This is a genomic window from Chitinophaga sp. W2I13 (assembly GCF_050434005.1).
Classification (GTDB): domain Bacteria; phylum Bacteroidota; class Bacteroidia; order Chitinophagales; family Chitinophagaceae; genus Chitinophaga.
In genome coordinates, this window is sequence record NZ_JBNPWD010000001.1 from 4,400,275 (window position 1) to 4,425,492 (window position 25,218).

18 protein-coding genes are annotated in these 25,218 nt (G+C 48.3%); 15 read left to right on the forward strand and 3 right to left on the reverse strand.

Going from position 1 to position 25,218, the window contains the following annotated elements; all coding sequences use genetic code 11:
• Window positions 1-76: 76 nt before the first annotated feature.
• The 3 genes from QFZ48_RS18310 to QFZ48_RS18320 are packed head-to-tail and all read left to right on the forward strand — an operon-like array spanning window position 77 to window position 5,923.
• Entirely contained in the window at window positions 77-3,238 is a 3,162-nt protein-coding gene (locus tag QFZ48_RS18310) for a SusC/RagA family TonB-linked outer membrane protein (protein WP_429063172.1), read from the forward strand.
• Between the two features lie 19 nt (window positions 3,239-3,257).
• The gene (locus tag QFZ48_RS18315) at window positions 3,258-5,210 is read left to right on the forward strand and encodes a RagB/SusD family nutrient uptake outer membrane protein (RefSeq protein WP_429063173.1); all 1,953 of its coding nucleotides are present in this window, start codon (window positions 3,258-3,260) and stop codon (window positions 5,208-5,210) included.
• A gap of 11 nt (window positions 5,211-5,221) precedes the next feature.
• Window positions 5,222-5,923 (forward strand): DUF3823 domain-containing protein, encoded by a 702-nt coding sequence (locus QFZ48_RS18320; protein ID WP_429050632.1) that lies wholly within the window; start codon window positions 5,222-5,224, stop codon window positions 5,921-5,923.
• Between the two features lie 49 nt (window positions 5,924-5,972).
• Here QFZ48_RS18320 and QFZ48_RS18325 read toward each other — a convergent pair whose 3' ends face one another.
• The gene (locus QFZ48_RS18325) at window positions 5,973-6,824 is read right to left on the reverse strand and encodes a LysR substrate-binding domain-containing protein (protein ID WP_429063174.1); all 852 of its coding nucleotides are present in this window, start codon (window positions 6,822-6,824) and stop codon (window positions 5,973-5,975) included.
• Window positions 6,825-6,938: 114 nt separating this feature from the next.
• Between QFZ48_RS18325 and QFZ48_RS18330 the strand changes: the two genes are divergently transcribed.
• From QFZ48_RS18330 to rpiA, 7 genes are all read left to right on the forward strand, one after another.
• Window positions 6,939-7,115 carry a hypothetical protein gene (locus tag QFZ48_RS18330; RefSeq protein ID WP_429050630.1) on the forward strand — a complete coding sequence of 59 codons (177 nt, stop codon included), beginning with the start codon at window positions 6,939-6,941 and terminating at the stop codon, window positions 7,113-7,115.
• Between the two features lie 3 nt (window positions 7,116-7,118).
• Window positions 7,119-7,505, forward strand: coding sequence for a tautomerase family protein (locus QFZ48_RS18335; RefSeq protein ID WP_429050629.1), 387 nt, complete (start codon window positions 7,119-7,121; stop codon window positions 7,503-7,505).
• Window positions 7,506-7,578: 73 nt separating this feature from the next.
• Window positions 7,579-8,505 carry a YihY/virulence factor BrkB family protein gene (locus tag QFZ48_RS18340; protein WP_429050628.1) on the forward strand — a complete coding sequence of 309 codons (927 nt, stop codon included), beginning with the start codon at window positions 7,579-7,581 and terminating at the stop codon, window positions 8,503-8,505.
• A gap of 115 nt (window positions 8,506-8,620) precedes the next feature.
• Entirely contained in the window at window positions 8,621-10,000 is a 1,380-nt protein-coding gene (locus tag QFZ48_RS18345) for an MFS transporter (protein WP_429063175.1), read from the forward strand.
• A complete protein-coding gene (locus QFZ48_RS18350) occupies window positions 10,000-11,208 on the forward strand; it encodes an AGE family epimerase/isomerase (RefSeq protein ID WP_429063176.1) in 1,209 nt (402 codons plus the stop codon). Before QFZ48_RS18345 ends, QFZ48_RS18350 begins: the two co-directional genes overlap by 1 nt.
• Before the next feature lie 269 nt (window positions 11,209-11,477).
• Window positions 11,478-13,922, forward strand: a complete 2,445-nt coding sequence (locus QFZ48_RS18355) for a glycosyl hydrolase family 95 catalytic domain-containing protein (protein WP_429063177.1) — start codon at window positions 11,478-11,480, stop codon at window positions 13,920-13,922.
• A 78-nt stretch (window positions 13,923-14,000) separates the two neighbouring features.
• Entirely contained in the window at window positions 14,001-14,702 is a 702-nt protein-coding gene (gene rpiA, locus QFZ48_RS18360; protein WP_429050624.1) for a ribose 5-phosphate isomerase A, read from the forward strand.
• On the opposite strand, the gene QFZ48_RS18365 is transcribed toward rpiA, so the two are convergent.
• Window positions 14,690-17,386 (reverse strand): family 78 glycoside hydrolase catalytic domain, encoded by a 2,697-nt coding sequence (locus QFZ48_RS18365; RefSeq protein ID WP_429063178.1) that lies wholly within the window; start codon window positions 17,384-17,386, stop codon window positions 14,690-14,692. The two genes, rpiA and QFZ48_RS18365, sit on opposite strands and share 13 nt — an antisense overlap.
• 116 nt (window positions 17,387-17,502) lie before the next feature.
• Between QFZ48_RS18365 and QFZ48_RS18370 the strand changes: the two genes are divergently transcribed.
• From QFZ48_RS18370 to QFZ48_RS18385, 4 genes are all read left to right on the forward strand, one after another.
• On the forward strand, window positions 17,503-18,045 hold the full coding sequence (locus tag QFZ48_RS18370) for a TetR/AcrR family transcriptional regulator (RefSeq protein WP_429050622.1): 543 nt from the start codon (window positions 17,503-17,505) through the stop codon (window positions 18,043-18,045).
• Between the two features lie 126 nt (window positions 18,046-18,171).
• Window positions 18,172-18,612, forward strand: a complete 441-nt coding sequence (locus QFZ48_RS18375) for a DUF1348 family protein (protein ID WP_370908195.1) — start codon at window positions 18,172-18,174, stop codon at window positions 18,610-18,612.
• 79 nt (window positions 18,613-18,691) lie between these two features.
• Window positions 18,692-19,594 carry a helix-turn-helix domain-containing protein gene (locus tag QFZ48_RS18380; protein WP_429050621.1) on the forward strand — a complete coding sequence of 301 codons (903 nt, stop codon included), beginning with the start codon at window positions 18,692-18,694 and terminating at the stop codon, window positions 19,592-19,594.
• A gap of 82 nt (window positions 19,595-19,676) precedes the next feature.
• A complete protein-coding gene (locus QFZ48_RS18385; RefSeq protein WP_429063179.1) occupies window positions 19,677-20,513 on the forward strand; it encodes an oxidoreductase in 837 nt (278 codons plus the stop codon).
• 227 nt (window positions 20,514-20,740) lie between these two features.
• Here QFZ48_RS18385 and QFZ48_RS18390 read toward each other — a convergent pair whose 3' ends face one another.
• The gene (locus QFZ48_RS18390; protein WP_429050619.1) at window positions 20,741-22,858 is read right to left on the reverse strand and encodes a DNA topoisomerase 3; all 2,118 of its coding nucleotides are present in this window, start codon (window positions 22,856-22,858) and stop codon (window positions 20,741-20,743) included.
• Between the two features lie 161 nt (window positions 22,859-23,019).
• Between QFZ48_RS18390 and QFZ48_RS18395 the strand changes: the two genes are divergently transcribed.
• Window positions 23,020-25,218 carry a S41 family peptidase gene (locus QFZ48_RS18395; RefSeq protein ID WP_429063180.1) on the forward strand — a complete coding sequence of 733 codons (2,199 nt, stop codon included), beginning with the start codon at window positions 23,020-23,022 and terminating at the stop codon, window positions 25,216-25,218.

Below are 25,218 nucleotides of genomic sequence, written 5' to 3' on the forward strand. Positions count from 1 at the left end.
CAATAGCGTAGCATATTTCAACCAAAAAGACAGCATGTAAGACTGATAATTTAATAAGACCACACAAACATTTGTTATGAAAAAACGATTACGTTTCCGCAATTTAATCCGGAAGGTGATACCGGGCGGCTATTGCCGGCTATTCACGGTATTGTTGCTTTCCTTGGGCCTGATGGCCCATGCTGCGCCTGCAGACATGGTGATTACCGGTAAGGTAACAGACGATAAAGGAATACCACTGGTAGGAGTAACAGTGAATATAAAAGGCACCAATAAAGGAACCGCCACAGATGGCGGCGGAAATTACTCGCTCTCTGTTCCGGAAAACAACGCCGTACTGGTATTTTCCTATGTGGGATTTCTGAAACAGGAAGTACCATTATCGGGCAAAAAAGTAGTAAACGTACAACTGGAAACGGATAGCAAAGGATTGGGAGAAGTGGTAGTGGTAGGGTATGGTACACAAAAAAAGGAATCCCTGACAGGCGCTATCTCCGGCGTAACCAGCAAAGACCTGGAAAGGGTACACGCTTCTACCGTGAGCGCCACGCTGGCGGGTAAAATACCGGGCGTGTCTTTCCGTATGCCCGACGGCAGACCCGGCGCAGGCGCCAACATCCAGATCCGTAATTTCGGAAATGCCCTGTATGTAATTGACGGTATTCAGAAAGATGCCGGCCAGTTCAACAACATTTCCCCCAACGACATTGAAAGCATCACTGTACTCAAAGATGCTTCCGCCGCTATTTATGGCGTAAGGGCCGCAAATGGGGTGGTAGTGGTAACCACCAAAAGAGGTAAAATGGGCGCGGGAAATACCATTAACGTAGATGCCTATACGGGATGGCAGAACTGGTCGAGATTCCCCAAAACGGTAAATGCCTATGAGTGGATGCTCGGTAAAGCCGATGCCGAAATGAATGACGAAAACCCGCATACAGATATCACAAGAGAGGAACTGGAGAAGTGGAAAGCGGGAACAGAAAAGGGATACAGGAGTTTCGACTGGTACGATTTTATTATCAAGAAAAATGCCCCGCAGAATTCTATTAATGTGAATGCTACGGGCGGTTCTGAAAATATCAACTACTATCTTTCCCTCACACGCCTGGATCAAAAATCGGTGCTGGGAAGAGAATTTGATTTTAACCGTACCAATATCCAGAGTAACGTGGATGCCAAAGTGGCGAAGCGTGTAAAAGTAGGCGTACAGATCAACGGTCGTATTGAGCAACGCGATAACCCCGGCGTTCCCGGCGGCGACGACTATTGGGCGCCCCGCTTCGCACTGTTCCGCAACAGGCCTACAGAAAGAGCATACGCCAATGATAACCCGTTGTACCCGAATGATATCGGCCACAACACGGAGAACTGGGCGGTACAGTCAAAAGCCATCTCCGGCTATTGGACGGAAGACTGGCGCGTGCTGCAAACCAACTTCAACGCTACTTACGAAACACCTATCAAAGGGCTCACACTGAAAGGAATGTATTCCTACTATTTCGCTGACAAGCTGATGAACGGTCACGAATATACGTACGATACCTACACCTACCAGGAGGCTACGGATACTTACCTGCGTACCGGCGGAAGCTCCAATCCCTGGAGGGAACGCGGCACGCATAAAGTGCTGGAAAACGTATTGCAGGGCCAGATCAACTATAACAACACTTTTGGTAAACATACCATCGGCGCTACATTGGTGTCTGAGCGCATCAAACGCCGGGAGCTGGATGTGTGGGTGCATGCAGTGCCTAAAAGCAACCTGCTGCCACTGATCCAGTTTTCCGATATGGATACTTACAATGACAACGACTGGACAGAAGCCCGTGTGGGTTATATAGGTCGTTTAAACTATAGTTTCAGTGACAAATATTTCCTGGAAGTAGCCGGCCGTTACGATGGCTCCTGGAAGTTTACACCAGATAAAAGATGGGGCTTCTTTCCATCTATCTCCGGAGGATGGAGGTTAACAGAGGAACCTTTTGTTAAAAACCTGCTGGGAGGGAATTCTATTCTCACAGAATTGAAATTAAGGGCTTCCTATGGAGAACTGGGTGACGATGATATTGGTATCGGTGCCTACGACTACCTGCCCGGCTATACGTACGGCACGTCTACTGTAATCCTGGATGGCACCATTATCAGGGGCTCCCGCGATAAAGGTGTTCCAAACGACCGTCTCTCCTGGTTTACCAGTAAAATTGCTGACGTAGGGCTGGATTACCAGTTGTGGAATGGAAAAATATCCGGCTCGCTCGATTTCTTCAACCGTAAACGTTCCGGGTTACGTGGCCGCAAGTACGATGTACTGGTGCCAAGTGAAATTGGCTACAACCTGCCGGATGAAAACGTGAACAGCGATTCACAGCGGGGCGGCGAATTCTCTGCTGCCTATAACGGCCAGGCAGGTAAAGTGAGCTTTATGATTGGCGGTAACGTATCTTATTCCAGAAGCAGGCTGCTCGAAACCTATAAGCCGATATGGGGCAACTCCTGGGATCATTACCGGAATTCCATTGAAGACCGCTGGAATGGGATCTACTGGGGATATGAAGCCATCGGCCAATTCCAGTCGCAGGATGAAATCAATAAATACCCTGTGAATGTGGACGGACAAGGCAACAAAACTTTGTTACCGGGAGATATCATCTATAAAGACATGAACGGTGATAACGTGATCAATAACCTGGATGAAAGGCCTATTGGCTATCAAACAACAGGTAACCCTACCGTTAACTTTGGTTTAAACTTCGGCGTAAGATGGAATGGTTTTGATTTTGCAGCCGACTTCTCCGGTGGTTCCATGTATTCCTACAATCAGAACTGGGAAATGAGATGGCCCTATCAGAATGGCGGCAACCTGCTTAAACAATTCTACGACGATCGCTGGCACCGTGAAGATCCTTTTGACCTGAACAGCAAATGGATTCCCGGTAAAAACCCACCACTGCGATTCAACAAGGGCGGTCATAGTAACTATAACAAGGCATCTACTTTCTGGTTGCATAATGTACGTTACCTGCGCTTGAGAACAATGGAAATTGGCTATTCTATTCCTCAGCAAATACTGGACAGAATTAGGTTTAAGAAGGTAAGGGTATACGTAAATACCTACAACCTATTCTCCTTCGATAACGTAAAAGACCTTGGAATAGAACCGGAAATAGCAGACGAGAACGGGTTGCAATATCCGCAGAATAAGCTGGTAAACATTGGTTTGAACTTTACTTTCTAAGTAATTAATAAGATTCGTTATGAAAAAAAGTTTGTTATATATAGGTCTTTGTGTACTCGCTTTGAATACGGGTTGCAACAGGGACAAAGACTTCCTGGACGTGCCACCGTCCAACATCCTGCAGAATGAGCAGTTATGGAATGATGAAGGGCTCATCCTTTCTGTACTCGCCGATCTGTACGACCGTTACCCGGACAGGCAAACGGATGTTGAGAATTCGCCGATACCTTCAATGGTGGTACAAACCATAGATAACTGGGGCGAGTTTGCCCGCTTTGATGAGGCCTTCGCATCTGAAAGCGGCCAGTACTGGCGGCATAGCGCCAGCGACTATCCTTATGTATTTCCCGGTATGATTGTAAAAGGTGGACGCGAAGTGACCTATTGGGATTATGCGTATATCAGGGAGTTGAATATATTCATCGAAAAGTGTGGAGCCTCCACAAAACTGAAACAGGAGGTAAAAGACAGGTTTGTTGCCGAAGCCCGTTACCTGAGAGCGGTGGTATATTTTGAAGAAGTAAAAAGGGTGGGCGGTGTGCCGTTGATATTGCAGGCAATGGAGTATGACTACAAAAACGATCCTGCTTATCTGCAACATCCGCGTGCGAAAGAATCAGAGATCTATGATTTTGTGATCAGCGAAATGGATACAGTAAAGAAATATGTGCCTGCAAGCCCCGTGAGTAAAACCCGTGTAACTGTAGGGCTGGCTCTGGCTACCAAAGTCAGGGCGGCATTGTATGCCGGTTCTATCGCAAAACACGGCGCAGAAACACCGCAGGTGTCATTGCCCGGTGGAGAAGTAGGTATCCCCGTTTCAAAAGCAAATGCTTATTATACTACTGCCCTGCAGGCAGCACAGGAACTGATTGCCACCGGCAGTTATTCTTTGTACAAAAAGAATTCGGATAACATCACGCAGAATTTTGTCAGTCTGTTTATCGACAAAGGTTCCAATCCGGAAGTGATTTTTGCAAAGGATTACAAATTGCAGAGCGGACGTGTGCAACCCTGGACCTTGTGGAGCCAGCCACGTTCCAATGCAGAAGAGCAGCAGGGCGGCCGTTTAAACCCGTCGCTGAATCTCGTACAGTCGTTCGAGTTACTGGATAATACTTTTGCCCCGCTTCCCATCAATGCGGCAGGTGGCGGTTATATGTACTATAGTGATCCGATGGATTTGTTTGCCAACAGAGACCCTCGTTTAGCCGCTACTGTTATGTTACCCGGATCTGAATTTAAGGACAAGAAAGTAGATATATGGGCCGGTTATATTAAGAAGGATGGCAGCATTGTTACGGGTGACAACTTCGGGGCAAAAGCCAAGCTGGAGCCGAATGGACCGGATGTGCAGGTAGTTGGATTTGACGGGCCGGTAAATAACCTGGAGTTCAGCGCCCAATCCGGTTTTATTATCCGCAAGTATATGGATCCCACCGTCGGATCGGGTCGTATAGGCACTCAAAGCGAAGTATGGTGGATCCGTTACCGTTATGCAGAAGTGTTGCTCAATGCTGCGGAAGCAGCGTTTGAACTGGGGCAGGCAGGTGTGGCAGCCGGTTATATCAACGAAGTACGTGAAAGGGCTGGGTTCAAAACCCCGCTGACGGCTGGGCAAATCACCTTCGACCGGATTGTGCATGAAAGGAAAGTGGAACTGGCATTTGAAGGCCACGAATTCTGGGATATGAAACGCTGGCGCCTGGCACATAAGGTATGGAATGGTGTGAAAACACCATTGACTACTACACCTGGCACTGCAACTGCGGTAAGTAACCGGGTATTTGCCCTGTGGCCTTACAAGGTATACGATCCGGGAAGCGCCAATAATGGTAAGTATATATTTAAACAGGTATTGCCGGGAGCGGTTACTTCCGCGCATCTGTTCCGGATGGGAAATTATTATGGGTATATCGATGACGATATCCGGAATAATAATCCTAAAATAGTAAAGAATCCTAACCAGTAAAGCGAATTATTATGAGAACTAAAATTCAGTATATCATACTCATTGCATTAGGTATATTTTCTGCCTCCTGTAAGAAAGATAACTACAAGGCGCCCTCCAGTACTTTTAATGGAAGACTGGTATACCAGGGAGAGCCGGTAAATGTTAGTTACAACGATGTATATTTTGAACTCTGGGAACCTGGTTGGGGAAAAAGTATACCCATCAACGTTAATGTAAGCCAGGATGGTTCATTTTCCGCACTGTTGTTCAATGCTGCCTATAAGCTGGTGATTCCCGCGTCACAGGGCCCTTTCAGGTCCATTCCGGACAAAACAACCAATACAGACACCATTCCGTTGACGATCTCCGGCAGCCTGCAACAGGATATCGAGGTAATGCCGTATTACATGATCCGCTCTCCGAAATTTACAGCAGTGGCGAAAAAGCTCACGGCTACCTTTAGTGCGGAAAAGATCATTAAGGATGTTAATGCGCGGGATATTGAGCGGGTATTCCTGTATGTGTGTAAAACGCAGTTTGTGGATGGTCGCAATAGCATTCAAACAGCCGATATGGCCGGTGGCGATATCGTTAATCCTGCGAATATCAGTCTGCAGCTGGATATACCGGACGTGGTGCCGGCACAGCCTTCCGTATTTGCGCGGATTGGTTTAAAGATAGCAGGCGTAGAAGATATGCTTTTCTCCCCCGTACAGGAGATTGCACTGTAGAGAATGATGAACAAACATTCACATGCCCTCCGGTTTTCCGGAGGGCTTTTTATTTTTTCTTCGCTCGTTTCCGAAGCTCATTCACCTGTGCAGTGATGGTTTCAAAGAGGATATCGGTAAGCCGTTTTACAGCTGGGGAGGGCGTTTTTTTACGGATGAGCATAAACACGGCAACATCAGGTAGTGCTGGCAAACCACTGGTCTTTGTGAGTGCTACACAGCCTGCAGGCAGTCCCATTTCTGTGCGGATGGTGATACCCAATCCGGCCTGGGCTGCAGCCCACATCCCTGCTACGCTGCTGCTGGTGAGCGCCGGCCGCCATGTACGTTTAGCTTTTTCCAGCGCTGCCAGCCCCGCACTGCGGAACAGGCATGGCGCTTCAAACAGCAGCAGCGGCAACGGCCGCAGCTGCGCGATGTGCTTTTGCGTGTTACCAATCCATCGTATAGGTACATGCCCTATCAGGATGGCATCATCTGGTATATCTTTTCCAAAGGAAAGTACCACATCCAGTTTACCGCGTTGCAGCTGCTGTTGCAGCACCGCCTGCCGGTCGATCGTCACCTCCACTTCCATGTGCGGATGTACAGCGGCAAACCGTGCCAGCACCACCGGAAGACCACTTTCCGCAAAGTCTGCCGGCAATCCCAGTTTTACCTTCCCTGCTATATGCGTGGCCGTTAGGGCATTGATCGCCTGCTGGTTAACATCCAGCAGTTGCCGGGCATATCCCAGCAATATTTCGCCGGCAGGAGTGAGCTGCCAGCCTCGTCCCTGCCTGATAAATAACTGTTGGCCGGTAATTTCCTCCAGCCGCTGCATCTGCAAACTTACAGCCGATTGCGACCTCGCTACCTGGTCGGCCGCCCGCGCAAAACTATCCAGATCCACTGCCAGCACAAAAGTACGGAGGGTCCATCTCCAGGAGGTCTGTTATCATAGTTTAGTTTTATTAAAGTATAATGTTAAATGTTTCAATATTGCAAATGTATGAAACCATAGTAAATTTGATTCATGAAAAACATATTACTGATCATGAGCATGCTAACTACCGGGGCAGCGGCCGCACAAATGCCAACTGCCCGGAAAACATTGTTGCAGCAGGACCTGACTGGCCTGACTGTAGAAACAGTAAAGATGGACCAGGCCACTTTGGCGTCGGAGCAGCCTACTATCATCATAAATAAATAAGCCATGCCTTTTGTACAGATCTACCTGGGAAAACATCTTTCCCAACAAAATAAAAAAGACATTTCCCTCGCTGTTCATCAGAGTCTCGTGGATATCTTCAGTATTCCTGTAACGGATTATTTCCAAGTGATCCATGCCATGGAACCCGGCGATATTCTTTACCCGGAAAGCTACTTTGAGGTACCGCACACCGAAAACCTGCTCTTTATCCGTATCACCGCCAGGGCCGGCAGAACACCGGATATGAAACAGGCGCTGTATGAAAAGATAGCCAGCCGTATAGCAGCCGCTACACCAGTGAGTGCAGATGACGTTATCATCATCTTCGTGGAAAATGACCTGGCGGATTGGTCTTTCGGCCGCGGTATTGCGCAGATGGTGAAGAAATAGCAATATCGCCGGTTTTAATTTCCTGCAACCATTTAACCGGCAAAGCAAATTTATCGGTAAATTGGGCGCAGGTATGGACACTGTTACAACAGAAAAACAATTGCCGCGCTGGCAGCTTTTCCTGCTTTCCTTCAAAGAAGCATACAAGGCACTGCAGGCCAGCGATCCGCTGCGGATGGCGGGCGCCACTGCCTTTTTCACCACTTTTGCCTTACCAGCTATCCTGATCATTATTATCCAGTTGTTACGTATTATTTTCCGGATACAACATGCCGGTCAGCGTCTTATGATCCAGCTGGAAGGAATGTTTGGAAAGGAAACAACCGAAGCCATCCTGGGAACACTGAGAGCCTTCCGGAGCATTGCGCAGAACTGGATCATCGCCATCGCCGGCTTTATTTTCCTGTTGTTTGTGGCCACTACGCTCTTCAAAATTATTAAAGGCTCGCTGAATGAACTGTGGAAAATAAGATTGATCCATAAAAGCAGTTTTGGAGAAATTATGGTATCCCGGCTGAAAGCAGTATTGGTGATCGTTTTCGCAGGAGTTTTGTTTATCATCGACCTGGTGGCAGAAACTGCGCGCATCTTTCTTGGAAAGTATATAGACCTGTATCTGCCTGCCCTGGGCAGTTATTATAACAGCACGCTCAACTATGTTATTTCTGTGATCATTGTTACCATCTGGTTTTTCCTGGTGTTCCATTTCCTGCCGGACGGCCGCCCGCGATGGAGGGTAGGGATTACCGGCGCACTGGTAACCAGCATCCTGTTTAACATCGGGAAAATGGTGTTGAAAGTAATGCTCACCTACAGCAGTATTAACAGCATTTATGGGGCTTCTGCGTCTACTGTGCTGGTGCTGTTGTTTATGTTTTATTCTTCCCTGATCTTTTATTTCGGCGCCTGCTTTACCTATGCCTGGGGCGCTCTTACCGGCAGACCCGTGGAACCATTGCATTACGCCGGCAGGTTTGAAATTACTCCTGCGGAAGACTAATCTCCTCAATGGATAACAAAGCACCCTGAATAGATAAATAAGTATTACAAAAATGATCTTTTATAGAGATAGATTTGCTGATTGTATAAAGTAATTTTTAAGCAGAATTCCACCTATGGGCAACACAATTTCTTTAAAGGAAAAAATAGGGTATGGCTTTGGAGATATGGCTTCTTCCATGTTCTGGAAGTTGTTTGGTATGTACCTGTTGTTTTTTTATACAGATGTGATGGGCATCGCTGCTGCTGCTGTAGGCACTATGTTCCTGATTACCCGTATATGGGATACTTTCTTTGACCCGGTAGTAGGTACTTTGTCTGACAGAACCCATTCCAGGTGGGGGAAGTTCAGACCCTACATTTTATATATGGGAGTGCCTTTTGGCGTTATAGGCGTACTTACTTTCACTACGCCGGATTACGGCGCCACCGGAAAACTGGTATACGCTTACATTACCTATTCCGCCATGATGATGATCTATTCCCTGATTAACGTGCCTTATGCATCGTTACTGGGCGTGATCTCTGCCGACGGAAAGGAAAGGAATACGCTGGCCTCTTTCAGGATGGCCTTTGCTTTTGGTGGCAGTCTTATTGCGCTGGCGTTGATAGAGCCGCTGGTAAATTTTTTTAGTAAAGCCGGAGGAGAAAATAGCCTGCAAATGGGCTGGCAGCTGGGCGTAGCAGTGATCGCCGTAATTTGTGTGATCTTATTTCTGCTATGCTTTGCCTGGGTAAAAGAAAGAGTGCAGCCTATAAAAGAGGAGCAGTCGTCACTGAAAGAAGACGTAAAGGATCTCTGGAAAAATAAGCCCTGGTGGATATTGCTGGGAGCGGGTATTGCCGCACTGATCTTCAACTCTATCCGCGACGGCGCCACCCTGTACTATTTCAAATATTATATACAGAATGCGCAGGCCTTTAAACTGGGCAGTGTCAGCATTACCTATTCCACGCTGTACCTGGTACTTGGCCAGGCGGCAAATATAGCAGGCGTAATCCTGGCTTCTCCCATTGGTAATAAAATAGGTAAGAAGAATACTTACCTGGGCGCTATGCTGATAGCTTCTATCCTGAGTATCGGGTTTTACTGGCTGGGCCGCGGACAACTCACCCTGATCTTTATATTCCAGTTCCTGATTAGTATTTGTGCAGGTATTATTTTCCCATTGTTATGGTCGATGTACGCAGATATCGCGGACTATTCCGAGTGGAAAAACGGTCGCCGTGCCACTGGCCTGATCTTCTCTTCCTCGTCGATGTCGCAGAAGTTTGGCTGGACGATCGGCGGAGCGCTCACCGGCTGGCTGCTGGGCGCCTTTGGTTTTAAAGCCAACGAAGTACAGGCCGATGCTGCACAAAACGGCATCCTGTTAATGCTTAGTTTTTTACCGGCCATCGGGTCGGTATTGTCTATCATATTTATCGCCATGTACCCGCTCTCTGAAGAGCGCATCGCTACTATCTCTGCTGAACTGGAACAAAGAAGGAAATAATGCAACAGGAATTAAAGACATCACTGGAAAAAGAACTTACCGCCATCCTGGACTACTGGATGAAATATACGCCGGACGAAACATATGGCGGCTTCTTTGGCAAGCTGGGAAATGATAATGTTCCCGTACCCGGAGCGGCAAAGGGTGCGGTATTAAATGCCCGCATCCTGTGGACATTTGCAGCCGCCTACAACACTACCCCCAACCCGGCCTACCTGGCAATAGCAGATCGTGCATACCGGTATTTTAATACACACTTTATTGATCCTGCTTACGGGGGCGTATACTGGACGGTAGACTATACCGGCCAGCCGGCCGAAACAAAGAAACAGGTATATGCCATTGCATTTGCCCTTTACGCATACAGTGAATACTACAAAGCGGCGCCACACCCGGAGGTGCTGTCTACCGCCATTTCCCTGTACAACAACATAGAACAGCACAGTTATGATCCGGTTCATGACGGTTACTTTGAAGCATTCACACGGGAGTGGCAGGAAATAGCGGATCTGCGTCTCAGTGCAAAAGATGCCAATGAAAAGAAAACCATGAATACCCACCTGCATGTAGTGGAAGCGTATGCAAATCTATACACCGTTTGGCCGGACGAGAAACTACGTATACAAATACAACGGTTATTGCAGGTATTTCACGATAAGATCATCGATAAGAAAAGCGGGCATCTGCATTTGTTTTTTGATGAACAATGGCAGGTAAAGGGTAATCATGTATCATACGGACATGACATTGAAGCCAGCTGGCTCCTGCTGGAAGCCGCTGAAATAATCGGCGATCCCACACTCACTGAACAATACCGCAAACTGGCGCTGTTGATCACCAATGCCACCCTGCAGGGCGGCATAGATAAGGATGGTGGCCTCTGGTACGAATATGAAACCTCCCGGCGCCACATGAATACAGAGAAACACTGGTGGCCACAAGCCGAAGCGCTGGTGGGCTTTATCAACGCCTGGCAACTGCAACCACATGGCCGTTACCTGCAACACGCACAAAACACCTGGAACTTTATAACGCAACACATCATCGACAAAACCAACGGCGAATGGTTCTGGGGCGTGTACGCGGATTACAGCATCATCCCGGAAGACAAAGCCGGACTATGGAAGTGTCCTTACCACAATGCGCGGGCGTGCATGGAAGGAATAAAGCGATTATGCGAAGGTTGTCTTGGCTCAGGATTACGCTGATTATACTGATTACCTTGATTTTTACTTTTTTGATTTTAAAAGGATTTTAGATGATTTTAGGGAGATATAAGCGAAAATATCCGCTTATATCTCTCAAAATCCTTTACAAAATCCAAAAAGTAAAATCAAGGTAATCAGTATAATCAGCGTAATCCTGAGCCAAGACAACCTTCGCGGCACCAATACAGAATTCGCATTTTTTAATTTGTAATTAGCAATTACCCCTCACCCGCTTCCGCCGCATAACTATTTTATATATCTTGAAGCATATGAACTGCAAGATATATTCCACGCTGCAAGCTGCATTTTTATTGGGCGCCCTTACGTTATCGGCGCAATCTGATGTAACGGTACGGTTCAGTGAACCAGCCCGGCATTTCACGGCATCTGCCCCGTTGGGAAACGGGCGTATGGGAGCTATGGTATTTGGCAACACCAACAGGGAACGGATTGTATTAAACGAAATATCGATGTGGGCTGGCGGTGTGCAGGATGCCGACAGCAAAGAAGCAGGCAATTACCTGCCACAGATAAGGACATTACTGCTGGAAGGGAAAAATATTGAAGCACAGAAAATGCTGCAGCAATATTTTGTGTGCAAAGGCCCCGGAAGCAGTGGTGGCGCCAATGTGAAGTTTGGTTGCTATCAAACCCTGGGCGACCTTTTTATCCAGTGGAAAGATACCACGTCGGCGGTAAGCAACTACCAGCGGCAACTACGGCTGGATAGCGCCATCAGCGCCGTAAGCTGGGAAAAGAACGGGGTTACTTTTAAAGAAGAAGTACTGGTATCAGCTCCAGGGCAGGTGGCCGTAGTACGCCTCAGCGCCAGCAAACCTGGCAGTCTTTCTTTCAGTACCGGCTTATACCGGAAGGAACGCGCCGCCCTGAAAGTGGTAAACGGCAACCTGGAAATGAGCGGTACGCTCAATGGCGGCAACAACGACCCCGGTGTTCAGTATGCAGCCGTACTGAAAGTAATACTCAAAGGCGGTACCCGTACACAAAGCAATGACCAGATCATCATTACCGGCGCTACTGAATGTTTATTACTGGTAGCCGCCCGTACCAATATGAACTGGCCGGAGGTGGAAACACCAGGTCCGGCCCCGCTGCCGAAAACACTGGCAGATATCAACAAAGCCACCACATCTTCCTGGCAAGCGTTATTACAGTCGCACGTAAAGGACTATACGTCGTTCTTTAACCGTTGTCGTATATCCTTTACCGATAACAGCAATGATGAGGTGAAGACCCTCGCTACCATCGACCGGCTGCAACGCCTGCACGATGGTAAAAAGGACGCTTCCCTGGCCTCCCTGTATTTTAATTTCGGACGGTACCTGCTGATCAGCTCCTCCCGCAATGGCGGCATGCCGGCCAACTTACAGGGGCTTTGGGCAGAAGAATACCAGACACCATGGAACGCCGATTATCATCTCAACATTAATGTACAGATGAACTATTGGCCAGCAGAAGTAACAAACCTGTCGGATTGCCACCAGCCACTGTTTACACTGGCCAGGCAAATGGCGAAATACGGTCAGCGCACCGCCCGCACCTACTATAAAGCAGATGGCTGGGTGGCGCATGTGATCAACAACCCATGGGGCTTTACTTCTCCCGGTGAAGGGGCCGACTGGGGTTCTACGTTAACCGGTGGCGCCTGGGTAGCTACCCATCTCTGGAAACATTACCAGTATACCAACGATAAAAAGTTCCTGAAAGAAATATACCCGGTACTGAAAGGCGCCGCTGTTTTTTATAAAGATATCCTGATCACGGAACCATCGCATCAGTGGCTGGTGACTGCGCCATCCAACTCGCCGGAAAATGCGTACATCCTGCCCAACGGGCAGCAGGGACAAACCTGCATGGGACCAACCATGGATATGCAGATCGGAAGGGATTTACTCAAAGCCAACCAGGAAGCGGCCCGCATCCTGCAAACGGATAAAGGCTGGGCAGATACGCTGCAGGGAGTACTGGCCAAACTGGCGCCAAACCAGGTGAGCCCCAGTACCGGCGGTGTGCAGGAATGGCTGGAAGATTATAAAGAAGCAGATCCGCATCACCGGCACGTATCACCATTATATGGTTTGTATCCGTATGACGAAATTACACCGTGGGATACACCGGAATTAGCTGCGGCAGCAGAAAAAACACTGCTCAGAAGAGGCGATGGTGGCACCGGCTGGTCGCGCGCCTGGAAAATTGCTTTCTGGGCCCGCTTAGGCAACGGTAATCACGCCTATACCATGTTGCAGGAATTATTGGCGCCTGCCGCCGCTACCAGCGAAATCAGTATGCACTCCGGGGCAGGTACTTACGCCAACCTGTTCTGCTCACATCCGCCGTTCCAGATTGATGGTAACTTAGGCGCCGTGGCCGGTATCGCGGAAATGCTGCTGCAAAGCCATGGGGGCGATAACGTAATCCGCCTGCTACCCGCCCTGCCGGACAAGGAGGAATTTGCTGCCGGCCAGGTAAAGGGACTTTGCGCTATCAATGGTTTTGTAGTGGATTTCAGCTGGAAAAATAAAACAGTGCAGGAACTCAACCTGCTCTCCAATACCGGTGCGGAGTGCCGCCTGTTGCTGCCGGAAAGCGCTGTGGTAAAGGATCGAAGCGGAGCAGTGATACCGCATCAGTATAGTGACGGCGTATTGCGCTTCGCTACAAAGAAAGGAATGAAGTATCATATAGCAGTATAAAGTGGCGGAGTTTTGTCTTACTCAGTCTAACCTGAGTAAGACAAAAAAATCGCATCTTTACCTTTCATAACAACCCATATGGAAGATCTGAAACAAGTGGCTGCAAAGGCAGCGTTGGATTATATAAAACCCGGCCATACCATCGGGCTGGGTGCAGGCAGTACCATTGCACATCTGGTGAACTACCTGAAAACGGAGGAAACGTTATTTAAAAGCATTACCACGGTTACCTCTTCCTTTAACACACAGCAACTACTGCAGGAACACGGATTCAACACTAAACAACCAGGAGACGTATCCCGGCTGGATATTTATTTTGACGGATGCGATCAGTTTGATCATCAGCTGAATGCCCTGAAGAGCGGTGGTGGTATTCATACACGGGAAAAATTGCTGGCCGCAATGGCAGATAAATTCATCCTTATCGGCGATGGCTCCAAGTATGTAGCGCAGTTGTACACTACTTTTCCCGTAGTGATAGAAGTGATCCCGGAAGCAGTTCCCTTTGTGCTGAAGCAGCTGAAGAAAATATTTTCACTGGCTAACCCGGTGATCCGGCTTAGTAATAAAAAAGATGGAGCCGTGATTACCGAGAATGGCAACCTGCTTGTTGATATCTGGTTCCGTTCCTTCCCGCCATTAGACAGCCTCAATTATCGTTTAAAGGACATTCCGGGTATTCTCGAAACATCGCTTTTCTATAATATGGCGCATGCTGCCATCATAGCGGGAAAGAAGGGAGTAGAAATTATTCAGAAAGATCCTGCTTACCTGATCTGAAACTCTTTCGTACCTGCGGTTACATGATAACGTAACCCTTTACCAGTGTTTTCTGTAATTACCGGTTTATCGTTTTCATATATTTTTTGTGTGGGTGAGATGTGAAAAAAGATGTCTGCACCGGCATTTGCGGGCACTGTCACACGGTAGGTGATGACCGTACCGTTTCTTTTCCAGGAAGAAACCACGGTTCCGTAAGGGCTGTCATGACTTCCTTCAAAATGATCCAGTCCTTCTACGAAATTAGGAGATAACAGGATGTTTTTAAACCCGGGCGCATTTTCATCCGGCTTAATACCAGCGAGTCCCTTGTACAGCCAGGCGCCTATTTCACCAAACATGATGTGATTGCGCGAAAGATCTGAAGAGGCATTGATATCCCAGTTTTCGAAGAGGGTAGTAGCGCCGTTCATGATCCACCAGCCCCACGATGGAAAAGTGCGTTGCGCGGCCAGTTTCCAGGCTACATCTGCATAGCCGTTTTCGCTCAGCGCATTCAGGATACTTTTGGTGCCCAGCAAACCCACGTCGAGGTGAAAGTTATCTGCGGCTACTCTCTTTGCGAGATTGGCGGCTACCTTGCTTTTCATGGCATCGGGCACTAATCCCCAGTACAGGGCAACGCTTTGCTCTGTTTGTACGCCTTCTCCATAGATACCGGTTTCACGGTTCAGGTATTTGGCATTAAAAGCGGTTTTGATCTTCTCTGCCAGTGCGCTGTATTTACTATGGTCTGATGTTCTGCCAAACAATTTCGCCGCTTTGGCCAGGATCAGCGCGTCGGCATAGTAGTAAGCCGAGGATGTGAATTCCACGGGTGATTTTGATTTTACCGGCACCCAGTCGCCGAGGCCCCAGGTGGTTAGTCCGGACGGACTGATCGCCGTGATCCGGTCCACATAACGGCGCATGTTATCATAGGAGGCCGAGAGCAGTGTAGTATCTCCGTAAAACAGGTAGATGTTCCACGGAATGATGGCGATGGTGCTGGTCCAGTCCGGGCCATTGCCCCATTCATATCCCCAGCCGCTGGTGGGAATGATAGAGGGCAGCACCCCGTTGGGCTGCTGCTCGTCGCGGTGGTCTGCCAGCCATTTTTCATAGATGGTGATGCCATCGTAACTATACAACCCGGTTTCAATGGCAATCTGTGCATCTCCTGTCCAGCCGTTCTTTTCGCGCTGCGGGCAATCCGTTGGATAACCGAACAGGTTGGAGAGATAGGCATTATTGGTGGCCGTGAATAATTTATTGATCATGGTATCGGAGCCATGAATGTGGCCTGCCGGAGGTACATTGCTGTGCATGAAATAGCCGGTGAGACTTTCCTTATTGAGCTGTACCGGTTTACTGCTGGTCACTTCCACATATTGAAAGCCTTTATAGTTGAAGCGGGGCATAAAGGTTTCTTCTCCTTTGCCGCCGAGGATAAAAATATCTGTCTGGAAAGGATCGGTGTCATCTGTGGGGCGGTAATGCACTATAATATTGGAGAGGTCTACAAATCCTTTTTTATCCAGTTGCTCGCCGTGCTTCAGCTTAATGATAGTACCGGCTGCACCGCTTACGCGGATCTTACTTACGCCGGCAATATTTCTGCCCAGGTCATATATCCAGGTGCTGTCGTTGGGATGGGTAACGGCGGTAGCAGGAATTTCCTCCACATTTTCGATGGGATATAATTGTTGCGATACAATGTTTTGGGAAGGCGCGGCACGGTAAATAACCTCTTTCCATTTGTTGTCGTCGAAATTAACGGTGTTCCATCCTGGTTGTTCTTTGCGGGCGTCATAATGTTCTGCGGTATAAATGCTGTTAAATACGATAGGTCCCAATGCCGTTTTCCAGTCTTTCCCAGAGGTAACAGTTTCCACGGTGCCATCGGTATAGGTTACCCGCAGATCGAGGCAGAATGCCGGCCGGCCGCGCCACGGCGCTTCATGAAAGTTCCATACGGCGGTGGACTGGTGATTATACCAGCCATTACCAAGCATTACGCCGATGGCGTTTTTACCGGATTGCAGCAGGGAGGTAACATCGTAGGTAACGTATAACGTGCGGCGGTCGAAGCGGGTGTACATGGGATCGAGGCGATGGTCGCCTGCTTTTTCCCCGTTGATATACAGTTCATACAGGCCCGCTACGGCGATATAGGCGCGGGCAGACTTTATAGATTTCGTAGCGGTGAAAATTTTTCTGAAGTTGGCGGCGGGTTTCAGGCGGGTGTCCTCACCGTCGCTGATCCAGGCGCCTTTCCAGTTGCTTTGCTGCAACATGCCTGTTTCAAACCAGGAGCGGCGTGGAGTGGATTTTACGCCGTCTTTATCCCATACTTCCACGCTCCAGTAGTAGCGGGTAAATGGTTGCAGTGGTTTCCCGGAGTAGCTGGTAAGTATATCTGCGCGGTTAATTTTGCCGGAAGTCCACAACGGGTGGGTGTCCAGGGTCAGTGAATCGGTGGATATGCGGATCTGGTAGGCCGTTTGGCGCGCGCCCGGGCGCGCATCTTCCAGTTGCCACGACAGCCGCGGATGAGCAGCGTCTACACCGAGCGGCATTACCAGGTGTTCGCATTTCAGGTGGGAAGCTTCACAGGGAGTGGCTTTTGCACCGGCGTACACCGTTGATACTGCACACCATAAAATTAAAAGATACAGAAATAGTTTCCGGAATGTTGAATACATGCTAAATGCTTGATTATTTTGCCAACAAGATAAAGTAAGCCGTACTTTTTTTTAATTGTTTTATGTAAATGGAAAAAAGATAGATCGATCTGTCTATTTTGTACTATCTTTGTTCCATGAAGAAGAAAACAGGAGATCCAAAGCAGCGTTTGCTGGATACTGCCACAGCACTTTTCTATAACCAGGGATATCACGCCACGGGCATTAACCAGGTGATTGAGGAAGCTGGTGTGGCGAGAGCCAGTTTATACCTGCATTATGAATCGAAGGAATCTTTGCTCCTGGCGTTTTTACATCAGCGTCATATCGACTGGATGGCCGGGCTGAAAAGCTTTACAGACGAGGCCGGCAAGCCGAAGGATAAAATTGCGGCAGCGTTTGACTTCCTGTTTGATAATAATGAAAGGGAGCATTTCAGGGGCTGCGCCTTTTTGAATATCCTGTCGGAAACTACGGAGAAGGACACAGTGGTGTTGACGGTCATACAGGATCATAAAAAAGACCTGCGCGCTTTTTTAGGTGAGATCCTCACCAATGAGAAGCAATTGGTAAAGGATCATGTATACCTGTTGTTTGAATCCGCGATCGTGGAAAGTCAGCTTTACCGGAACCAGTGGCCGGTGCAGGAAGCGAGAAAAATGGCATTGGGATTGTTGTAATGCGGACCAGGTGCATATTTCATCTCTATAAATTTAAAGATGCCCGGCATCTTTTTTTTAATCTTTTAAAATAGACAGATCGATCTATCTGTAATATTATACTGATCACTTTTAAACAATTATCTCATGGAACAGAAATTCCCCCTTCCTCCATTTACGCATGAAACCGCCCTGCAAAAAGTGCAGATGGCAGAAGACGCCTGGAACAGCCGTGATCCGCAAAAGGTATCATTGGTATATACGCCCGACACCGTATGGCGCAACCGCGACCAGTTTATCAACGGCCGGGAAGAAGTAGTGGCCTTTCTTACAAAGAAATGGCAGCGGGAGCTGGACTACCGCCTGAAAAAAGAACTCTGGAGCTTTACCGACAACCACATCGCCGTATGCTTTGAGTATGAATGGCATGATCATGCCGGTAACTGGTTCCGGTCGTACGGCAATGAACTGTGGGAGTTTAATGCCGATGGATTCATGCAACGCAGGCTGGCCGCCATCAACGATGTGCCTATTAAAAGCAGTGAACGGAAATTCCGCGAACCGGAAGATTTAATACTGGCCTGTTAAAGAGATGTGATTATTATGGTTACCCGGGAAATCATAATAATCACTACTAATCATAGTGTGAATTTTGTAACTTCGCTGAATGAACAAAACAGAAACACTCCAGGAGTTTTACGAACATAAGTTCCAGGCAGTTCCTGATAAGTTACAGCAGGATATAGGTCACTTTAATGTATTCCGGCTGGAGGACTGCATTGTAGACGGCGCTTCAACGGTGAAATACAGTCGCCGTGACTTTTACAAAGTAAGCCTGCTAAGGGGAGCCAACCTTTATCACTATGCAGATAAAACCATTGAAGTAAAAGGCAGCACCCTGATTTTCTTTAACCCGCAGGTTCCTTACGGATGGGAGCCCCTGACGAACGACATCAGCGGCTATTTCTGCATATTCCGGGAGTCCTTTTTTACAGGCGCCACCCGTGGCAACATCCACGACCTGCCCATGATGATGCCGGGGGGTATTCCTTCTTATATACTGACAAAGGCCCAGGACAAAGAAGTATCACAGCTCTTTAAAAAGATGCTCACAGAAATCAATACGGACTACGTTTATAAATACGACCTGCTGCGTAGCTACCTTACAGAAATCATCCATTATGCCTTAAAGATGCAGCCCTCTGAAACCCTGTACCAGCATGCAGATGCGAAGTCGCGTATCACGGCGGTATTTACGGACCTGCTGGAGCGGCAATTCCCCATTGAATCGCCGGCACAGCGGTTTGCATTGCGTTCTGCCAACGATTTCGCAAAGCAGTTGTCTGTGCACGTGAATCACCTGAACCGGGCCATCCGCGAAACCACAGGAAAAACCACCACGGCACACATTGCGGAGCGCGTAACGGCAGAAGCAAAGGCTTTATTAAAGCATACTAACTGGAATGTGGCAGAAATCAGCTATGCCCTTGGATTTGAGGAACCTGCTCACTTCAGCAACTTTTTCAAAAAACAAACCAGTATCCCTCCCGGCGCTTTCCGCGTTGTTTGATTTTTGCAATTATTGGTTTGAATAGCGTAACACGCAGCAGCATTCCCTGTTCTACTTTTGTGTTAACAAAAAACACAAGATCATGGACAACAAAAAAGTATGGTTTGTAACCGGCGCCTCCAAAGGATTAGGCCGCTCCCTCGTAAAACAATTATTAAACAAAGGATATAACGTAGCCGCCACCTCACGTAGTATCGACGACCTGCGCAAAATTGCAACGGACGCGGATTTCCTGCCCCTGGCCGTTGACCTTAATAATGAAAATAGCATACAGGCAGCAGTAAAGGAAACTATCAGCCGCTTCGGTCGCATCGACGTACTGGTGAACAACGCCGGGTACGGACAATTAGGCAGCATTGAAGAACTGTCGGATGCAGAATCACGAAGCAATTTTGATGTGAATGTATTTGGCCTCCTGAATGTAACCCGCAGTATCCTGCCGCAAATGAGAACGCAGCAGTCCGGACACATCATCAACATTTCCTCTATCGCTGGTCTTACCGGTAGCTTCCCCGGCTTCGGTATCTATTGCGCTACCAAGTTCGCGGTAAACGGTTTATCTGAATCGTTGGCGGTTGAAGTGAAACCTTTTGGCATCTCTGTAACCATCGTTTCCCCTGGTTATTTCAGAACCGATTTCCTCTCTTCCGGCTCCCTGGGCCTGCCTGTGAACCAACTGGCCGCATACGAGTCGGTTCGTGCTGCCCAGCACGCGCATCAGGAGGAGATTAACGGCAACCAGCCAGGTGATCCCGAAAAAGCAGTAGCCGCCATTATCGACGTAGCCGCTGCAGACAATGCACCGCTGCATCTCTTCCTCGGAGAAGACGCCTACAATCTCGCGAATCAAAAAATAGCCACGTTGGAAGCTGACCTGGAGCAGTGGAAGGATGTAACAGTGGGAACGGCGATTGTGTAGGATGGATCACAGCGTATTTTGTCTTTCTCGCTGATTACGCTGATTATACTGATTACCCGGATTTTTACTTTTTTGATTTTATAAAGGATTAAGGGAGATAGCAGCGGATATTCGCTTTTATCTCCCTTAATTATGTTAATCAAATAAAATCCAAAAGTAAAAATCCGGGTAATCAGTATAATCAGCGTAATCAGCGAGAAAGACAAAATACGCGCCGGTCCCCTGCACTAAGTCAACGTGACATTAAAGTCCGCCCCCAGCTCGAGCCTCCCTTCGCGCTCCTCCGTGCTGCCAGGAACCTGGAGCCCTTTTATTTTAGCGGTTTTGCCTTTGGTCAGCAGGTCCGCAATGTGTTTGTCGGTTAATTTTTTGCCCAGTATTTCGAACGGAAGTTTGAAGCCGCATTCTTTAAAATTGGCGCAGCCATAGGCGGTGTTGCCTTTTTTGAGCGGATGCGTTTTGCATTTCGGGCATTGCATTTCCGCTATCACTACGGCCTTTTTGGGCTTAGGTTCCTTTTTGGGTTTCTCTTTTTCTTCCGGTACAGGCGGGGGATCAGGGGCAATGGTGATGAACTTGTAGCTGGATGTTTTTACTTCTTTGGTAAGGTCAACTACCATCTGGATCAGTTCATCTTTGAAGGTGTCCATCGCGTACTCGCCTTTTTCTATGAGGCGTAGTTTACGTTCCCACTGACCGGTTAGTTCGGCGCTTTTCAGCAGCTCTGTTTGGATGGTGTCAATGAGATCCATGCCGGTTTGGGTGGCATAGATATTTTTCTTTTTCTTCTCGATATATTTTCTGCGGAACAGGGTTTCGATGATATTGGCGCGGGTGGAAGGCCGGCCGATGCCATTGTCTTTCAGCAGTTCCCTCATTTCCTCATCATCTACCTGCTTGCCGGCAGTTTCCATTGCTCTCAGCAAGGTCGCTTCTGTAAAGGCTTTGGGCGGAGAGGTTTTGCCCTGGTGGATGCGTGGGGTATGTGGTCCGCTTTCACCCACTTCAAAGTGAGGGAGTATTTTCTCTTCTTCTTCCCCTTCCTTTTTCTCTTTTACATCGTTGGCATATACTTCTTTCCATCCCGGTTCTATAATCTGTTTACCGGTTACTTTGAAAGGTACCTGTCCTACTTTACCGAGTACGGTGGTATTGGAGATCTTACATTCCGGGTAGAAAGCGGCAATAAAGCGGCGGGCTACCAGATCGTAGATCCTTTTTTCTTCCAGGGGAAGACCACCGGGATGCTGACCGGTCGGTATGATGGCATGGTGATCTGTTACTTTTTTATCGTCGAAAACAGTCTTTAGCTTTGGGATAGGAGCAGCCAGCAGTGGTGCAGTGAGCGCGTTGTAGGGCGTCATATCCTGCAGGATACCGGCAATTTTCGGATGCAGGTCTTCCGAGAGATAAGTGGTATCCACCCTGGGGTAGGTAGTCAGCTTTTTCTCGTAAAGGTTCTGAATATATTTGAGCGTATCATCTGCAGAGAAGCCGAATTTTTTATTGGCTTCCACCTGCAGGGCGGTGAGGTCAAACAGGCGCGGATTGCCTTCTTTTCCGTCTTTCTTTTCGAAGGAAGTCACCTCAAACGGGTGTTCTTTGAGATAGGCGAGCCCTTTGGCGGCTTTATCCGGTGTTTTCAGGCGGTCGATGGCCGCGGTGAATTCTGTTTCCCGGTAAATGGTTTTCAGTTCCCAGTAGTCTTCCGACACAAAGGCATTGATTTCCTTTTGCCGCTGCACAATCATGGCCAGGGTAGGTGTTTGCACCCTTCCGATGGACAGTACTACCTTACCCTGTGCAAATTTTTTAGTGAACAGCCGGGTGGCGTTCATGCCCAGCAGCCAGTCGCCGATAGCGCGTGCGCTGCCTGCGGCGTACAGGTTGTTATATTGCTCGGATGCTTTCAGGTTTTGAAAGCCATCGCGGATAGCCTCCACTGTCAGAGATGAAATCCAGAGCCTTTTAATGGGGGCGGCGCATTTCGCTTTCAGCAGCACCCAGCGCTGGATTAGTTCTCCTTCCTGCCCGGCATCCCCGCAATTTATCACTTCTTCACAGGCCTGCACCAGGCTTTCTATAATTTTAAACTGTTTTTGTACACCTGAATTTTCAATTAGTTTGATACCGAAGCTGGGAGGGATCATGGGCAGATCTTCCAGTCGCCAGAACTTCCATTGTTCGTAATAATCGTGCGGCTCCTTTAGAGTACAGAAATGTCCGAAAGTCCAGGTTACCTGGTAGCCATTGCCCTCATAGTAGCCATCTTTGCGTTGTTTCGCACCGATCACTTCTGCAATATCCCTTGCCACGCTTGGTTTTTCAGCAATGCAAACTTTCATATTCGTTTAAAATTGGGTAACAAATGTCGGATAAAAAGTTGTAAATGAAAGAAGGTTAAAATACGCCAAAAATCTTAAAATAATCAAGTACACACTTTAACTTTTAGTCTCCAAAAATACCTGTTATTTTAAGGAAGATTTGAAACTAACATCTTTTCCTTATGCGCTTTCCTGCCCTTGTATTATCGTGTGCCTTATCGCTTCCCGCTGTAGCACAATACCCTGCATCTTTTGACGGAAGCTTCGAAAGTAAAAAACCGGGAGGCGCGTTGCCTGACGGGTGGGTCGACTGGGGCGGTAAATACCGCCTGGCCGTCGACGACAGCACCTATTACGAAGGACATGGAGCATTGCGCATTACACCATTTGAAAAAAGAGGAATGAATGATTATGGTTGTACCGTGATACGTATACCCGTTACTTTTGCCGGGAAAACCATTTCGCTCAAAGGCTACCTGAAGCTGGATGCAGTTACCGATGGTTATGCCGGCCTGTTTATGCGGGTAGACGATAAATCGGGTGCCGTATACAAAATGGATAATATGCAGAAGCGGCGGCTGCAGGGAACTACCGGCTGGCAGCAATACAACATTACCCTTTCCCTCCCGTCCGGTGGCGGCACAGTATACGCCGGCGCCATTAATCACAGCAATGGTAACGTATGGGCGGATAACCTGGAAGTATTGATTGATGGCAAATCATTGAAGGACGCACCACCGCTCCACGTGTATAAAGCCGACAGTGATCATGCGTTTGACAAAGGCTCGGGTATCAGTATTTCCAGTCTTACCCCGCTGCAGGCAACACACCTGGAAGTACTTGGAAAGGTTTGGGGCTTCCTGAAATATTATCATCCTGCAATAATGGCCGGGGAGTACAACTGGGACTATGAATTATTCCGGATCTTACCGGAGGTATTGAGCAGTACCAGCGAAACGGCCAGGAATGAGGTCCTGCTTCGGTGGACCAACCAGCTTACGGCGCCGCAGGAGTTCCGGCGTATGCACACCGGTAAAATGGTGATTAAATTCACCCCTGATCTCGACTGGATTTCAGATGAGAAAACATTAGGTACGGCATTATCGGCAGCCCTGAAGACAGTGGCCGCCATGAACCGCGATGATGCCAGTTATTACCTCGGACTGGAGCCTGCTGGTAATCCGGCATTTAAAAATGAGCAGGCCTATAACACCATGGCCTATCCTGACGCCGGTTTCCGCCTGCTGGCATTATACCGCTACTGGAATATCATACAGTATTGTTTTCCTTATAAGCACCTGATCACCGAAGGCTGGAATAATAAACTGGCGGAGTATATACCGGCAATGATTAACGCGGCAGATACTGCGGCATACCAAACTGCGCTGCTGCGGCTGATTGCAGGTATCCACGATTCGCATGCAGGTATATATGGCGCCAATGTGGTGATTCGCAATACAGACAGGTTTAGAACGTTGCCACTGCGGGCACGGTTTGTGGAAAACAAGGCGGTGCTGGTGAAAGTGGGTGATGAAAAATACGGATTGCAGGTTGGTGATGTGATTACCGCTGTTAATAAAGAGCCGGTGACGGCTATGGTACAACGATTATTGCCGCTTGCTTCTGCTTCCAACTATGCCACGCAACTGAACAGGATTGAACGGATCCTGTTTCAAACGCAGGACAGTACCCTGCAGCTGGAATACGAAAGAGAGGGTAAGATCAGCAGTGTAACGCTGGCTACCACTACTTATAAACAGGCCATCATAGCGGGCGACCGCCCATCTGTTTCCTGGAAGATGATCGGGGAAGACGTAGGATATGTATATCCCGGTTATTTTAAGAATACACAAATGGATTCGGTAGGGGAAGCCTTTAAAAACACCAAAGGAATGGTGATAGATATGCGTTCTTATCCCGCAGACAACCTCCTGGCTTCACTTGTGAAGTATGTGCTGCCGTCGCCTGTACCTTTTGCTAAGTTTACTGTTGGCAGTGTACAGCAGCCAGGGTTGTTTGGCGTGACAGGTGAAATGAAGGCCGGCGCAAAGAACAAAGATTATTACAGAGGCAAGATAGTTATCCTGGTGGATGCCACCACGCAAAGCAACGCCGAGTTTGTAACCATGGCGCTCCGGCTGGCGCCGCGTGCTGTGGTGCTGGGCAGTACTACCGCCGGTGCAGATGGAAATGTTTCTTATTTCGCACTTCCCGGTGGCGTGCAAACGCTCATCACCGGCATTGGCGTGTACTATCCTGATGGACGGGAAACGCAACGGGTGGGGATTGTGCCGGATATTGTAATGGAGCCAACGGTGAAGGGTATACGTGAAAACAGGGACGAGCTGCTGGACAAGGCCCTGGCTATTATCAGGGAATAA

Excerpts from the sequence above, each read along its gene's own strand:
- QFZ48_RS18310 (WP_429063172.1), top strand. The coding sequence starts at position 77 with ATGAAAAAACGATTACGTTTCCGCAATTTAATCCGGAAGGTGATACCG.
- QFZ48_RS18315 (WP_429063173.1), top strand. The coding sequence starts at position 3,258 with ATGAAAAAAAGTTTGTTATATATAGGTCTTTGTGTACTCGCTTTGAAT.
- QFZ48_RS18320 (WP_429050632.1), top strand. The coding sequence starts at position 5,222 with ATGAGAACTAAAATTCAGTATATCATACTCATTGCATTAGGTATATTT.
- QFZ48_RS18330 (WP_429050630.1), top strand. The coding sequence starts at position 6,939 with ATGAAAAACATATTACTGATCATGAGCATGCTAACTACCGGGGCAGCG.
- QFZ48_RS18335 (WP_429050629.1), top strand. The coding sequence starts at position 7,119 with ATGCCTTTTGTACAGATCTACCTGGGAAAACATCTTTCCCAACAAAAT.
- QFZ48_RS18340 (WP_429050628.1), top strand. The coding sequence starts at position 7,579 with ATGGACACTGTTACAACAGAAAAACAATTGCCGCGCTGGCAGCTTTTC.
- QFZ48_RS18345 (WP_429063175.1), top strand. The coding sequence starts at position 8,621 with ATGGGCAACACAATTTCTTTAAAGGAAAAAATAGGGTATGGCTTTGGA.
- QFZ48_RS18350 (WP_429063176.1), top strand. The coding sequence starts at position 10,000 with ATGCAACAGGAATTAAAGACATCACTGGAAAAAGAACTTACCGCCATC.
- QFZ48_RS18355 (WP_429063177.1), top strand. The coding sequence starts at position 11,478 with ATGAACTGCAAGATATATTCCACGCTGCAAGCTGCATTTTTATTGGGC.
- rpiA (WP_429050624.1), top strand. The coding sequence starts at position 14,001 with ATGGAAGATCTGAAACAAGTGGCTGCAAAGGCAGCGTTGGATTATATA.
- QFZ48_RS18365 (WP_429063178.1), bottom strand. The coding sequence starts at position 17,386 with ATGTATTCAACATTCCGGAAACTATTTCTGTATCTTTTAATTTTATGG.
- QFZ48_RS18370 (WP_429050622.1), top strand. The coding sequence starts at position 17,503 with ATGAAGAAGAAAACAGGAGATCCAAAGCAGCGTTTGCTGGATACTGCC.
- QFZ48_RS18375 (WP_370908195.1), top strand. The coding sequence starts at position 18,172 with ATGGAACAGAAATTCCCCCTTCCTCCATTTACGCATGAAACCGCCCTG.
- QFZ48_RS18380 (WP_429050621.1), top strand. The coding sequence starts at position 18,692 with ATGAACAAAACAGAAACACTCCAGGAGTTTTACGAACATAAGTTCCAG.
- QFZ48_RS18385 (WP_429063179.1), top strand. The coding sequence starts at position 19,677 with ATGGACAACAAAAAAGTATGGTTTGTAACCGGCGCCTCCAAAGGATTA.
- QFZ48_RS18390 (WP_429050619.1), bottom strand. The coding sequence starts at position 22,858 with ATGAAAGTTTGCATTGCTGAAAAACCAAGCGTGGCAAGGGATATTGCA.
- QFZ48_RS18395 (WP_429063180.1), top strand. The coding sequence starts at position 23,020 with ATGCGCTTTCCTGCCCTTGTATTATCGTGTGCCTTATCGCTTCCCGCT.